12 protein-coding genes are annotated in these 13,711 nt (G+C 71.8%); 5 read left to right on the plus strand and 7 right to left on the minus strand.

The window, feature by feature from the left end:
* Positions 1-83: 83 nt before the first annotated feature.
* The 7 genes from KBX71_RS07885 to ftsY form a co-directional block, all read right to left on the minus strand.
* Positions 84-740 (minus strand): response regulator transcription factor, encoded by a 657-nt coding sequence (locus KBX71_RS07885; protein WP_210817357.1) that lies wholly within the window; start codon positions 738-740, stop codon positions 84-86.
* Positions 737-1,900, minus strand: a complete 1,164-nt coding sequence (locus tag KBX71_RS07890; protein WP_247683108.1) for a sensor histidine kinase — start codon at positions 1,898-1,900, stop codon at positions 737-739. The genes KBX71_RS07885 and KBX71_RS07890 overlap by 4 nt, the downstream gene beginning before the upstream one ends.
* A gap of 255 nt (positions 1,901-2,155) precedes the next feature.
* Positions 2,156-4,432: a [protein-PII] uridylyltransferase gene (locus KBX71_RS07895; RefSeq protein ID WP_210817359.1), complete on the minus strand. Its 2,277-nt coding sequence runs from the start codon at positions 4,430-4,432 to the stop codon at positions 2,156-2,158.
* A 17-nt stretch (positions 4,433-4,449) separates the two neighbouring features.
* On the minus strand, positions 4,450-4,788 hold the full coding sequence (locus KBX71_RS07900; protein ID WP_172862163.1) for a P-II family nitrogen regulator: 339 nt from the start codon (positions 4,786-4,788) through the stop codon (positions 4,450-4,452).
* Positions 4,789-4,813: 25 nt separating this feature from the next.
* Positions 4,814-6,226, minus strand: coding sequence for an ammonium transporter (locus tag KBX71_RS07905; protein ID WP_210817360.1), 1,413 nt, complete (start codon positions 6,224-6,226; stop codon positions 4,814-4,816).
* A gap of 275 nt (positions 6,227-6,501) precedes the next feature.
* Positions 6,502-7,365 (minus strand): aminoglycoside phosphotransferase family protein, encoded by an 864-nt coding sequence (locus tag KBX71_RS07910; protein ID WP_196921516.1) that lies wholly within the window; start codon positions 7,363-7,365, stop codon positions 6,502-6,504.
* Positions 7,366-7,371: 6 nt separating this feature from the next.
* Entirely contained in the window at positions 7,372-8,553 is a 1,182-nt protein-coding gene (ftsY, locus tag KBX71_RS07915; protein WP_210817361.1) for a signal recognition particle-docking protein FtsY, read from the minus strand.
* 138 nt (positions 8,554-8,691) lie between these two features.
* Between ftsY and KBX71_RS07920 the strand changes: the two genes are divergently transcribed.
* The 5 genes from KBX71_RS07920 (at position 8,692) to KBX71_RS07940 (ending at position 13,705) form a co-directional block, all read left to right on the plus strand.
* On the plus strand, positions 8,692-10,419 hold the full coding sequence (locus KBX71_RS07920) for an alkaline phosphatase D family protein (protein WP_210817362.1): 1,728 nt from the start codon (positions 8,692-8,694) through the stop codon (positions 10,417-10,419).
* 10 nt (positions 10,420-10,429) lie between these two features.
* Positions 10,430-10,870: a MarR family winged helix-turn-helix transcriptional regulator gene (locus tag KBX71_RS07925; protein WP_238681244.1), complete on the plus strand. Its 441-nt coding sequence runs from the start codon at positions 10,430-10,432 to the stop codon at positions 10,868-10,870.
* Between the two features lie 146 nt (positions 10,871-11,016).
* A complete protein-coding gene (locus KBX71_RS07930; protein WP_210817363.1) occupies positions 11,017-12,636 on the plus strand; it encodes an MDR family MFS transporter in 1,620 nt (539 codons plus the stop codon).
* A gap of 9 nt (positions 12,637-12,645) precedes the next feature.
* Entirely contained in the window at positions 12,646-13,140 is a 495-nt protein-coding gene (locus KBX71_RS07935; protein ID WP_167493090.1) for a universal stress protein, read from the plus strand.
* A 43-nt stretch (positions 13,141-13,183) separates the two neighbouring features.
* Complete coding sequence (locus tag KBX71_RS07940; protein WP_210817364.1) at positions 13,184-13,705, plus strand: DinB family protein; 522 nt, start codon at positions 13,184-13,186, stop codon at positions 13,703-13,705.
* Positions 13,706-13,711: the final 6 nt, after the last annotated feature.

The following is a 13,711-nucleotide window of genomic DNA, read 5'->3' on the forward strand; positions in this document are numbered from 1 at the left end:
GCACAACGCGGCCGGCACTGCGGAGTCCGGCCACCGCTAGGGTAACCGCCCGACCGTAGGGCCGCTGTCGCCCGGCCCGGGCCTCACCCCGACACCAACCCCGACTGGTACGCGAACACGACGAGCTGGGCCCGGTCCCGGGCTCCCAGCTTGCCCATCGCCCTGCTGACATGGGTCCGCGCGGTCGCCGGGCTCACCACCAACCGGGCGGCGATCTCCTCGTTGTTGAGGCCCTCACCGACCAGGCCGACGACCTGACGCTCCCGATCGGTGAGCGTGTCCAGCCGGGGGTGCGGACGAAGCACCCGGGACGGCCGGGTGGCGAACTCCCGCACCACCCGACGGGTCACCGACGGCGACAGCAGCGCCTCCCCCTCGGCGACGAGCCGGATCGCGCGCAGCAGTTCGGCCGGCCTGGTGTCCTTGGTCAGGAACCCACTCGCACCGTGCCGGAGCGCGTCGAAGACGTACTCGTCCAGCTCGAAGGTGGTGAGCACCACCACCCGGGTACCGGTCAGGTCGGGGTCGGCGACGATCCGGCGGGTCGCCTCGATGCCGTCGATGCCGGGCATCCGGATGTCCATCAGCACCACGTCCGGCCGTTCCCGACGCGCCAACTCGACCGCCCGCAGCCCGTCGGACGCCTCGCCGGCCAGCGCCAGGTCGTCCTCGCTCTCCACAAGCGCGCGCAGCCCGAGCCGGACCAGGTCCTGGTCGTCGGCGATCAACACCCGGATCATGTCGTCGGCTCCACCGGCAGCCCGGCGTACACCCGGAACCCACCACCGGCGCGCGGCCCGGTGGTCAACCGCCCGCCCAGCGCCGCGACCCGCTCCCGCATCCCGGCCAGACCGTGACCGCCCTCGTCGTCGACCGGAGCCGTTCCGGCGCGGCCCGTGCCCATCCCCCGGTCGGTGACCTCGACTGTCACCTCGTCCGCGCGGTAGTCCACGGTCACCTCCGCAATCCCCACCCCGGCGTGACGCAGCACGTTTGTCAACGCCTCCTGCACAACCCGGTACGCAGCGAGATCCACCGCGGCCGGCAACTCGCGGGGGGCACCGACCACGCGCACCTCGACCGCGAGGCCCGCCCCGGCGAGCCGGTCGCGCAGTGCGGAAAGCCGGGCCAGGCCGGGTACCGGCTCACGCTCGGCACCCCGCCGGACCGCCCCCAGGGTGACCCGCAGCTCGTCCAGCGCCTCGCGGCTGGTCCGACTGATCGCGGTCAGGGCCACCTCCGCCTGCTCCGGCCGCTTCGGCAGCAGGTGCAGGGCGATCTCGGCCTGCATGCTGATCGCGGCAAGCCCGTGCCCCACCACGTCGTGCACCTCCTGCGCGATGCGCAGCCGCTCCTCGTCGGCCTGCCGTCGCGCCTGCTCAACTCGACTGCGGGCCTCCTCGGCACGGGTACGCGCGGCCGCCTCACGACTCACCCGCACCACCACCCCCACCGCGAACGGTACGACCACCCAGGCCGACGCGGGCAGCACTCCCGTCCAACCCGGCGCGGGCCCCCGCCCGAAGAAGACGTGCGCCAACAACAGGACGAACGCGCCACCGGTGGCGAGCGCCGCCGGTCGCACCGGCAGCCGCAGCGCCACGGTGTACACCGCGACCAGGAACGTGACCAGAATCGGCCCGTACGGGTAGCCGATCAGCAGGTACGTCGAGGTGACCACTGTGACCACGGCGAGGGCGGCGACCGGAGCACGCCGCCGGACCAGCAGGGCGAGCGCGGCGACGGCGATCAGCACCCGACAGGTGGCGTCCACCGGCCTCGACCCCGGCTGGTTGTCGCCGGCCAGACCGGTGGCGAGCAACCCGAACCCGAGCAGCACCAGGGCCAGCACGGCGTCTGCCGCCACCTCCGGCCACCGCCACTGCCCGCCTCGTCGCATGGCCGTCATTCTGCCCGCGCCGACGCCGCTCGACGTGCGTCCACGAGCGGCACCGCCCCTACGCCCCCGGACGTACCCCACCCTCACCCCGGCCCCAGCCCCAGCCCCGGCCCGAGCCCGCGATCTTGCACTTTGTGTCGCCACTATGGGGGCTTTTGCGCGGTATACGGCGACACTAAGTGCAAGATCGACGCGGGAGTGCGGGGCGGGGCGGGGCCGGGGCGGGGCCGGGGTGGGGCGGGAGTGCGGGGGCGGTTAGACGGCGGCTAGGACCGCGGCTTCCAGGCGGGCCCGGGTGGCGTCGTCCGGCCAACCGCCGACCAGGTAGAAGGCATCGACCACGTCGGCGCCGAGGGTGGAGATACGGGCCGCGCGAACCAGGGCGCCGGCCTCGTCGAGCGCACAGGCGACCCGGAAGAGCAGGCCGGCGGCGTCGGCGGCGCGCAGTTCCAGCAGTACGGCGTCGGTGGCCGCCTCGCGATGCCAGACCACTCGTGGAGCCGCGCCGCCGGCACGGCTGGCGAGCGCACGGCCGCGCAGCCGTTGGGTGACCGACACGTCGCCGGCGACCGCCCGGCGCAGGTCGGCGCGGAGGGGGACCGGGTCCGGCGGGAGGCCGTAGCGGGGCTGCACCCGGCACTCGACCAAGGCCCGCCCGTCGACGGCGGAGGCGTCCGCGGAGATCACTTCCAGCCGGTGCAGCGCCAGGCAGCCGGCCACAGTGGCGAGCAGACCACGCCTGTCGGCCGCCGCGACCGACACCCGGTCGCCGGTCAGGTGGACGACCGGCAGTGGCCCGGCCAGCAGCTCCGGGTCCGGGGCGGGCGGCTCGGGGAGTACGCCGGTGTCCAGCGCGGTGCGAACCCGGGCGACCAGCTCGGCGACGAGTCGGCCCTTCCAGTCGGACCAGGCCGCAGGCCCGGTCGCCGCCGCGTCGGCGCGCACCAACGCGTGCAGCACGTCGAGGGTGCCGGTGTCACCGACCGCGTCGGCCACCGAGGCGATGGTGACCGGGTCGGACAGGTCCCGGCGGGTGGCGACGTCGGGCAGCAGCAGGTGCAGCCGGACCAGCTTGCCGATCAGCTCGACCTCCGGGGCGGGCAGACCGACTCTGGTGGCCACCGCCTGGGCGACCGGCACACCGACGGTGCTGTGGTCACCGGGGAGGCCCTTGCCGATGTCGTGCAGGAGGGCGCCGAGGAGCAGCAGGTCGGGGCGCTCCACCTCGCGGGCGTGCCGGCTGGCCTCGTGCGCGGTCTGCACGAGGTGCCGGTCGAGGGTGAAGCGGTGTACCGGGTTGTGCTGGGGCAGGCTGCGCAGCCGGGTCCACTCGGGCAGCCAGCCGTCGACCAGCCCGTACCGGTCGCAGGTCTCCCAGGCCGGCACCAGGCCGGGACCGGCGCCGAGCAGGGTGACCAGCGCGGCCCGGGCCTCGGCCGGCCAGGGGGCGGGCAGGGGCGGACAGTACGCCGCCAGCCATTCGCAGGTGGCCCGCGCGATGGGGATTCGGGTCGTGGCCGACGCGGCGGCCATCCGCAGCGAGAGGCTCGGATCGGGGCGTGCGCCGATCGCCGTGCGGGCGAGCACCAACTCGCCGTCGTGTTCGACCACGTCGCGGGCGACCGGGCGGCGAGCCGGGCGGCCGTTCCCTCCCCGGGAGCGGCCGGAGCGCAGCCGGTCGGCGGCCCGGAAGGCGTCGTCCAGGGCGTGGCTGACCGTGCGCGCGTCACCGGCGACCCGACGCAGCAGCGCGTCGCCGTCTTCCAGATTGAGCAGGGTGGCCACCCCGTCGCGTTCCTGGGCGACCAGACGGTCGACCCGTCGGCCGACCTGCTGGTGCAGCGCGTCGCGGGTGTCCAACAAACGCAGGTGGGCGGCGCGTACGGCGGGACGCAGCGCGTCGGTGATGCCGGCGGCGGAGATCGCCCGCAGCAGGCCCACGTCACGCAACCCACCGGCGGCCTCCTTGAGGTCGCCCTCCAGCAGAAATGCCAGCTCACCGTGGGCTTGCCAGCGGGCTTCGGTGACCTCCCGCAGAGCGGGCAGGTGCCGGACGGCGGTGCGCCGCCAGTGATCGGCTGCGGTGTTGATCAGCGCGTCGGCCAGCGCCTGGTCCCCCACGACCAGCCGGGCGTCGAGCAGCCCGAGGGCGACCTTGACGTCGTCCTGGGCCACCGAGAGCGCCTCGGCGACGGTGCGTACCGAATGGTCCAGCCGCAGGCCCACGTCCCAGATCGGGTACCAGACCGAGGCGGCCAACTCGTCGATGCCGGACACCCCGGCGTGCACCAGCACCAGGTCGAGGTCGCCGTACGGGGCGCACTGCCTCCGCCCCAACCCCCCGACGGCCAGCAGTGCCACCCCGTCCCGCGCCGGCAGCAACCCTCGCAGGAACGAGTCGTAGGCGGCAGCCCGCCCCCGCCGGGCCGCTTCCCCGATCCCCCCGGGAACGCCGACGACCTCGTTGATCAAGAGGTTCGCGTCGCCGTCATCGGCGTTTCCTGACGCATTCTTCTTGATCAACGAGGTCATGTCAGTCGTGGCCGAGATCAGAGGGCGTCGAGGCCGCGTTCGCCGGTACGCACCCGGACGACCTCTTCGACACCGGTGACCCAGACCTTGCCGTCACCGATCTTGCCCGTGCGGGCCGCCCCGACGATGGCGTCCACCACCTTGTCGACGTCGATCTCGTCGGTGAGCACCTCGACCCGGATCTTGGGCAGGAACTCGACCGTGTACTCGGCACCCCGGTAGACCTCGGTGTGCCCCTTCTGCCGCCCGTACCCCTGAACCTCGCTGACGGTCAACCCGGCCACCCCGAGGGCGTGCAGGGCCTCCTTCACCGCGTCCAGCTGGTACGGCTTGATGACTGCTGTCACCAGCTTCATGTCCAACCCCTCCATCCCAGGAACGTTAACCGGCGACCTTTTCGCTTACCGGCTCGGCGGGCTCCGCCTCCGGCTTGGCACCGCTCGTCGTGCCGCCACCGGGGGTGCCGATGCCGGCCATCGCGAATGCGCTGCCCGTGCCGCCGCCGGCCGGGGACAGGTCGTAGCTGCTCTCGGCGTGCTCGGCGATGTCGATGCCCTCGACCTCCGCCTCGCCCTTGACGCGGAAGCCGATCGTCTTCTCGATGACGAAGGCGAGCACCCAGGCGACGCCGAACGACCAGACGGTGACGATCAGGCCGGCGAGGGCCTGCCGCCCCAGCTGGGTCGCTCCGCCGCCGTAGAAGAGGCCGTCGGAGGCGCCCACCACGTCGGTGATCGCGGCGTTTACCGAGTTGGTGGCGAACAGACCGAGCCAGAGCGACCCGATCCAACCACCGACGAAGTGCACGCCGACCACGTCGAGCGAGTCGTCGTAGCCGAGCTTGTACTTGAGGCTGACGGCGAGCGCGCACACCACACCGGCGACGACGCCGAGCAGGACGGCCGCCCACGGTGCGATGAAGCCACAGGCCGGGGTGATGGCGACCAGACCGGCGATGGCGCCGGACGAGGCGCCGACCATCGTCGGCTTACGGGACTTGACCCACTCGACAGCGATCCAGCCGAGCACCGCCGCCGCCGTGGCGAGCTGGGTGTTGATGAACGCGAGGCCGGCGACCGAGTCGACGGTCAGCTCCGAACCGGCGTTGAACCCGAACCAGCCGAACCACAGCAGACCCGCACCGAGCGCGACCAGCGGGATGTTGTGCGGCTTCATGCCCTCACGCGGCCAACCGAGCCGCTTACCGAGGACCAGGACCACGGCCAGGGCCGCCGCACCGGCGTTGATGTGCACCGCGGTGCCACCGGCGAAGTCCAGTGCGTGGATGTCCGCGCCGATGATGCCGCCGCCCCACACCCAGTGCGCGACCGGGAAGTAGACCAGGGTGGCCCAGCCGAAGGCGAACAGCAGCCAGCCGGCGAACTTGGCCCGGTCGGCGATGGCACCACTGATCAGCGCGACGGTGATCACCGCGAAGACCATCTGGAAGGCCATGAACACGTAGAGCGGAACCCCGATGCCGCTGGGGTTCTCCGCCGTGGCACCCCACAGGTCGGTCTCGGCGAGGAAGGTCTTGGTGCCGAGGTATGCGCCCGGGTCGCCCCAGAAGCCGTTCACGTCGGTCCCGAAGGCGACGCTGAAACCGTAGAACCACCACAGAATAGAGATGAGCCCGATAGCGGAGAAGCTCATCATCATCATGTTGAGTACGCCCTTGGCCCGGTTGAGGCCGCCATAGAACAGCGCCAGTCCGGGGGTCATGAGCAGCACGAGCGCGGTCGAAACCAGCAGCCACGTGGTATTGGCGCCGTCGATCGTCGGTGCTTCAGGCACGCTGGCCTCCTAAAGGTGAAGTCCTCCTTCGCGGCTTTCCGGGGCAGCGTCGCCCGTAGGCCGGTTGGGCGGAAGCTTCGCGGCCGGCTGTTTCACTTTGGGTCCCATGCGGGTTTCCGTTTCGTGACGGGTTGTTTCGTACGTGTCACGAAGTCCGCACAGTCAGGAGCATGGACGACTGTGGATCGCCCGGACGGCGAACGTCGATGGCTGACCGGTCAGAGGCATCGACCGGTGGGCCTGACAGGCCCGGCCGAGCATCGGCCAACCGACGCTCAGCGGAGGGCGTTCTCCAGAGCGTGCCGCTCGTAGTCGAGCAGCCGCAGATCGCGCATCGGTCGGCGCAGGTGGCCCTTGTGCACGATCCGGACGAACGCCGGCTCACCAGCCGCGGCCATCCGGCGGATCCCCTCGACGTGGTCCACGATCCGTTTGCGGATGGTCCGGATCAGCCGGTGCCGGTCCCGGGGGATCAGCCCGTACGCGTCGGCGAAGAGCCGGAGGCGACGCGGCCGGTCCGGGTGCTTCCAGCCGAGCGTGATCGAGTCCCGGTCCGCGAAGATCGGCACCCAGGTCCAGGCCGCGTACGCCACGTCGTAGATCCGCGCTCCGGGTGAGGCGAGGTCGAAGTCGATCAGCCCGAGGGTGCCGTCCGGACGCCAGATCACGTTGTGCGGCGCGGCGTCGTGGTGGCAGATCACCTCGGTGTCCGGTGGCGGGGGCCCGAACGAGCGCCAGACCGCCGACTGCGGAGGGGTGAAACCGTACTGCGCGTCGTGGAACATCCGCAGCATGGTGGCGACGGTGACCAGGGCCTCGTCGGTCACCCAGTGCGGGGCGAGCGGATATTCTCCGCACTCCCCCTCCAGGTACGACAGCACCTCACGGTTGCGCTCGTCCATTCCGAGCGCCCGCGGGGCGCCGGTGAACCCCACGTACTCCAGGTGGCGCAGCAGCGCGTGCACGGACGGGGTCCACGGTCCGGCGTTGCGCCGGACGGTGTCACCCACACGGACAACTGTGCTCACGTTGCCGCCGTGCAGCGGGATCTCCTGCGAAGTCACGTACGGTCTCCCGAGGCGCTGCGAAGGATGGCCGGGGTCGCGCCAGCCCGCGTACGCGCGATCGTCAGTGGTCACCCGAGACTACGCGTCCCGGCCGGTGGCCTCGGTCCCCAGCAACGCGTCGACGAACTGCGCCGGGTCGAACGGAGCCAGGTCGTCCTTGCCTTCGCCGAGGCCGACCAGCTTCACGGGGATGCCGAGCTTGCGCTGCACGGCGATCACGATGCCGCCCTTGGCGGTGCCGTCGAGCTTGGTCAGCACCACACCTGTCACGTTGACCACCTCGGTGAAGACCCGGGCCTGCTCCAGGCCGTTCTGACCGGTGGTGGCGTCCAGGATGAGCAGTGTCTCGTCGATCGGGCCCTGCTTCTCCACCACGCGCTTGACCTTGCCCAGCTCGTCCATCAGGCCGACCTTGTTCTGCAGGCGGCCGGCGGTGTCGATGAGCACGGTGTCCACGCCGGTGTCGATGCCGCGCTTGACGGCGTCGAAGGCGACGCTGGCCGGGTCGGCGGCCTCGGGGCCCCGGACGGTCTCCGCGCCGACGCGCGAGCCCCAGGTCTCCAGTTGGTCGGCCGCCGCGGCCCGGAAGGTGTCCGCCGCGCCGAGCAGCACGCTGCGACCGTCGGCCACCAGCACCCGGGCGATCTTGCCGCAAGTGGTGGTCTTGCCGGCGCCGTTGACGCCGACGACCAGGACCACCGCCGGCACGCCGTCCTTGGGGGCGGTGCGCAACGAGCGGTCCAGGCTCGGGTCGAGCGCGTTGACCAGCTCGGCGGCGAGCAGCGCGCGCAGCTCGGAGGCCGAGCGGGTGCCGAGCACCCTGGTGCGCTCACGAAGCCGGTCGACGATGTCGCGGGTGGCGTCGACGCCGACGTCGGCGGTGATCAGGCTGTCCTCGATCTCCTCCCAGACGTCCTCGTCGAGGTGGTCACGGGCGAGCAGGCCGAGCAGACCCTTGCCGAACACGTTCTGTGAGCGGGACAGCCGCGAACGGAGCCGGACCAGCCGCCCGGCGGTCGGCTCGGGGACCTCCACCTGCGGTTCGAGCACCGACGGCGGCTCGACCAGGACGCCGGTGGACAGATCGGACTCCGGTGCCTCGACCGGCGGGCCGGCGAGATCCTCCTCAGCCCTGGTGTCGACCTCGGTGCGCGGCAGCGGGGGCTCGGGCCGCCGCCGCAATCGCGGCACGACCAGCCCGACTGTGCCGGCGATCAGCACGCCGAGCAGGACCAGAGCGAGGACGAGATATTCGGCCATGCCGGAATCCTGTCAGATGCGGACGGCGGCGTCCCAGCCACCGCACCCCGAGCGGTGCCCGGAGTCTCAGCCACCGGTGCTCGGAGTCTCAGCCACCGCGCCCGGCCGGGGTCTGGAACCGACGGTAGGCTCGGCCGCATGCCCGCCGCACACCTCCTCATCGGCCCACTTCTGCGGCGAGTGGTGGACACCCGGGCGACGATCTGGGTGGAGACGGCGGCGCCCGCCGTGGTCACCGTCCGCACCGCGGGCGGCGCCACCGGCACCGCGCCCACCTTCTCGGCGTACGACCACCACTACGCCCTCGTCGTGGTGGAGGGGCTTGCCCCGGACAGCGAGACCACCTACGAGGTCCTGGTCGACGACGAGGTCGTCTGGCCGGTGCCGAGCAGCGGGTTCCCGCCGAGCGTGATCCGCACCCGGGCCGCCGACGATCGGGACCAGCCGGTCAATCTGATCTTCGGCTCGTGCCGGGAGACCACCCAGCACGCCACCACCCGCAAACTGCCGCCGGACGCGCTCGACGCGTACGCCAGGCGGTTGATGGCCGACCCCGAGTCGAATCCGCTGCCCGACCTGCTGGTGCTGCTCGGTGACCAGGTCTATGCCGACGTCACCTCGCCCACCGTGCGCCGGTTGCTGCGTCGACGGCGGCGGCGGCCGAAGGGCGCTCCGGCCGACCAGGTGGTCAGCTTCGACGAGTACACAAAGCTCTACCTGGAGTCCTGGCGTGACCCGGAGATCCGCTGGCTGCTCTCCACCGTGCCGAGCGTGATGATCTTCGACGATCACGAGATCATCGACGACTGGAACACCTCGGCGGCGTGGCGAGCCGAGGTGCGCGAGCAGCCGTGGTGGCAGGAGCGCATCGGCAGTGGGCTCGCCTCGTACTGGGTCTACCAGCACCTGGGCAACCTCTCCCCCGACGAGATCGTCGCCGATCCGGTCTTCGCGAAGGTCGCCGCCGCCGAGGACGCGACAAGCGTGCTGCGCGAGTTCGGCCACCGGGTCGACCAGGAGTCCGACCTGGCGCACGACACCGAGCGCTGGCGCGCGGTGCAATATCAGTGGAGCTACGCACTCGACCTGGGCCGGACCCGGCTGGTCATGCTGGACAACAGGTGCAGCCGGGTGCTCGAGCCCAACAGCCGGGCGATGCTGCCGCCCGGCGAGTGGGCCTGGTTCCTCGACCAGGCGCACGGGGTCTACGACCACCTGGTGGTGGGCGCCTCGCTGCCCTGGCTGCTGCCGCAGGGCATCCACCACATCGAGGCGTGGAACGAGAAGCTGGCGGACTCACGCCGACCGTGGGTGGCGCGCGGGGCGGAGAAGCTACGCCGTGCCCTGGACCTGGAGCACTGGGCGGCGTTCCGGCGGTCCTTCGAGGCGCTCGCGGAGACGTTCGCCCGCATCGGCACCGGCACGCCACAGCAGTCCGGCGCGCGGATCGGGGCCGGCCCGGCGTACGCCCCGCCGGCGTCGATCAGCGTGCTCTCCGGTGACGTGCACCACTCGTACGTGGCGCGGGCCCGGTTCGCGGACCCGGCGGTGGTCACCCCGGTGCACCAGCTCACGTGTTCGCCGATCCACAACCAGGTGCCGGCGGGCATCCGTCCGCTGATGCGGCTGGGCTGGTCGCCCGGTCCGGCAGGGGCGACCCGGGCGCTGGCCCGTTCGGTGGGCGTACGCCGGCCGGGGGTGCGGTGGCGCAAGCTGACCGGCCCGTACTTCGGTAACGCGGTCGCCACCCTGACCCATGAGGGGCGCGGGGCCGACGTGGTCATCGAGGGCACCACCAAGGACGGCCATCTACGCCCGGTGATGCGGCGCCGACTCTCCGGTGGCGGCGAGCCGGCCGCGCCGTAGTCTCTACGCCGTGGACGAGCACCTGCCGGAGCCGATCCGGGCGGTCGAGCACGAGTTGACCGCTCTGCTGCGTCGTGGCCGGGCGGTCTCCTGGGAGATCGCCCGGGAGGTGCACCCGAACCTGGAGCCGAACACCTACGGGTTGCTGCTCTGGTTGCGGCGTAGCGGGTCGATCCGGTTGACCGAGTTGGCGGCGCGGCTGGGCGTGGGCAAGGGGACGCTGAGCCGGCAGATCAACGCCCTGGAAGTCCTCGGCCTGGTCCACCGCGACCCCGATCCGAGTGACCGGCGGGCCGCGCAGATCAGCCTGACCGACGAGGGGCAGCGCCGCTTCGACGTGGCCCGCGCAGCCCGGCTGGGCGAGTTCCTGCGCGCCCTGGACGGCTGGCCGGAACGGGACGTCGAGGAGTTCGCCCGGCTGCTCGGCCGGTTCAACGACTCCTGGCAGTAGCCGCACAGAACCGGGGAATAGGGCACCGGTCCGGCAAGTTGTTGCTTCAGGCAACTAAGGCATACGGTTGCCTCAGGCAACTCACAGGCGGCCCGTGCGTACCAGCCCCGCCGTTCCACCTCGACTCCGCTCGGAGGCAACAAACGATGAGCCAGGCGACAGCGCCTCCCCAGGCGACCGCCGTGACCATGACCCACCGGCAGATCCTGGAAGCACTCTCCGGCCTGCTGCTGGGTCTGTTCGTCGCGATCCTCTCCTCCACGGTCATCTCGAACGCGCTGCCGCGGATCATCACCGAACTGCACGGCGGCCAGTCCGCGTACACCTGGGTGGTGACCTCGGCCCTGCTCGCCACCACCGCGACCACCCCCATCTGGGGCAAAATGGCCGACCTGACCAGCAAGAAGACCCTGGTCCAGCTGGCCCTGGGGATCTACGTGCTGGGCTCGGTGCTGGCCGGCCTCGCCCAGGGCACCGGTGAGCTGATCGCCTGCCGGGTGCTCCAGGGTGTCGGCGCCGGCGGTCTCACCGCGCTGGCCCAGGTGATCATGGCCACGATGATCGCGCCCCGCGAGCGCGGCCGCTACAGCGGCTACCTCGGCGCGGTGATGGCCGTCGGCACCATCGGCGGCCCGCTGATCGGCGGCGTGATCGTGGACACCTCCTGGCTCGGCTGGCGCTGGTGCTTCTACGTCGGCGTGCCGTTCGCCATCCTCGCGCTGATCGTGCTCCAGAAGACCCTGCACCTCCCGGTGGTCAAGCGGAAGGCCCAGATCGACTGGTGGGGCGCCACCCTGATCACCGCGGCCGTCTCCGTACTGCTGATCTGGGTCTCGCTCGCTGGCGACCAGTTCGCCTGGGCCTCCTGGCAGAGCGCCGTCATGGTCGTCGGCGCCCTGGTCCTCGGCGCGCTCGCGATCCGGGTCGAGACCCGGGCCGCCGAGCCGATGATCCCGCCGCGACTGTTCCGCAACCGCACCATCACCCTCGCCGTCGTCGCCAGCATCGCGGTCGGCGTGGGCATGTTCGGCGCGTCGATCTTCCTGGGCCAGTACTTCCAGATCAGCCGCGGGCAGAGCCCGACAATGTCCGGTCTGATGACCCTGCCGATGATCCTCGGCCTGTTGGTCGCCTCCACTGTCATCGGGCGGGTCATCAGCAAGACCGGCCGCTGGAAGCGGTACCTGGTGATCGGGTCCGCGCTGCTCACCATCGGCTTCGCGCTGATGGGCACCCTCCGCGCCGACACCAGCTTCACACTACTCAGCGTCTACATGCTGCTGATCGGCGTCGGCCTGGGCATGACAATGCAGAACCTGGTCCTCGCCGTGCAGAACACCGTCGGCCCGCACGAGCTCGGCGCGGCCAGCTCGGTGGTGGCGTTCTTCCGCAGCCTGGGTGGCGCGATCGGCGTCTCCGCCCTCGGCGCGGTGCTCGCCCACAAGGTCAAGGACTACACGGCCGACGGGCTGGCCCAGCTCGGTATCCCGGCGTCCAGCTCCGGCAGCGGCGGCGCCCTGCCCGACGTGCACACCCTGCCCGGCCCGCTGCGGGCTGTGGTGGAGGGCGCGTACGGCCACGGCGCCGGTGACATCTTCCTGGCCGCCGCCCCGTTCGCGCTGATCGCGCTGATCGCGGTGACCTTCATCAAGGAGGTGCCGCTGCGCCAGCACAACGGCAACCCGGTTTCCGACGAGGTCGAGCGGGAATCGACAGTCGCCGCCGGCGCTGGCGCAGCCGTGATCCGTACCGGCGAGCAGAGGTGAGGTAGAACCATGGGCGTGGGAGCACCGGACCGCGAGGAGTACGGTCCCCGGACCCGTCCGCTGCCCTTCGAACGCGGCACGGACGGGCCTCGGGTGATCATGGTGGGCGTCGACGGCACCCGTACCTCCGAGCGGGCCGGCTCCTACGCCGCGGGCCTGGCCCGTCGGCAGAGCGCCGCTCTGGTGGTGGTCTTCGTCAGCTCGCCGAGCGGGCTGACCGCCCTCGTGCCCGGCATGGATGCCGGCGCGGTTCAGCGCACCCACGACGAGTTGGCCGACGAGCTGCGCCGGGAGTGCCGGCGCGGGGCCGAGCAGTGGGGCATTCCGGTGACCCTGCTGGTGCGGCGCGGCGACGCGTACGGCGAGCTGTGCGCGGCGGCCGACGAGTTCCAGGCCGACATGGTGGTGGTCGGGGCCTCCGAGCAGGCCGGACACCGGCTGGTCGGCTCGGTCGCCACCCGGCTGGTCCGCGCCGGCCGCTGGCCGGTCGTCGTGGTGCCCTGATAACCCGTCGCGGCGTGTCCGGGTGCCGGGCAGGATGCGCGGCATGACGTGGACCGCACCGGAGATCACCCGGACCCCCGAACCGTACGTCGGCGGCGAGCGCACCATGCTCGACGGCTGGCTCGACTACCACCGACAGACACTGCTGCTCAAGTGCGCCGGCCTGACCGAGGAGCAGTTGCGGACACCCAGCGTGGAACCGTCCGGGCTGACCCTGCTCGGCCTGGTCCGGCACCTGGCCGAGGTCGAGGCCTGGTGGTTCCGGGAGAACTTCGCCGGCGAGCCTGTCGACTACCCGTACTTCACCCCCGAGAACCCGGACGCCGACCACGACGTCAGCGCCGCCGACGCCGCTGCCGACTTCGCCATCTTCCACCGCGAGGTGGCGCTGGCCCGGAAGGCCGCCGCCGGTCGCTCGCTCGACGAGACGTTCACCGAGGTCGGCGCGAAGAAGCGCACCTTCAACCTGCGCTGGGTGTACGTGCACATGATCGAGGAGTACGCCCGGCACAACGGGCACGCCGACCTGATCCGGGAACGCATCGACGGCGTCACAGGCGAGTGACAGGCG

This window comes from Micromonospora sp. D93 (assembly GCF_018070365.1).
In the GTDB taxonomy this organism is placed as follows: Bacteria; Actinomycetota; Actinomycetes; order Mycobacteriales; family Micromonosporaceae; genus Micromonospora; species Micromonospora ureilytica.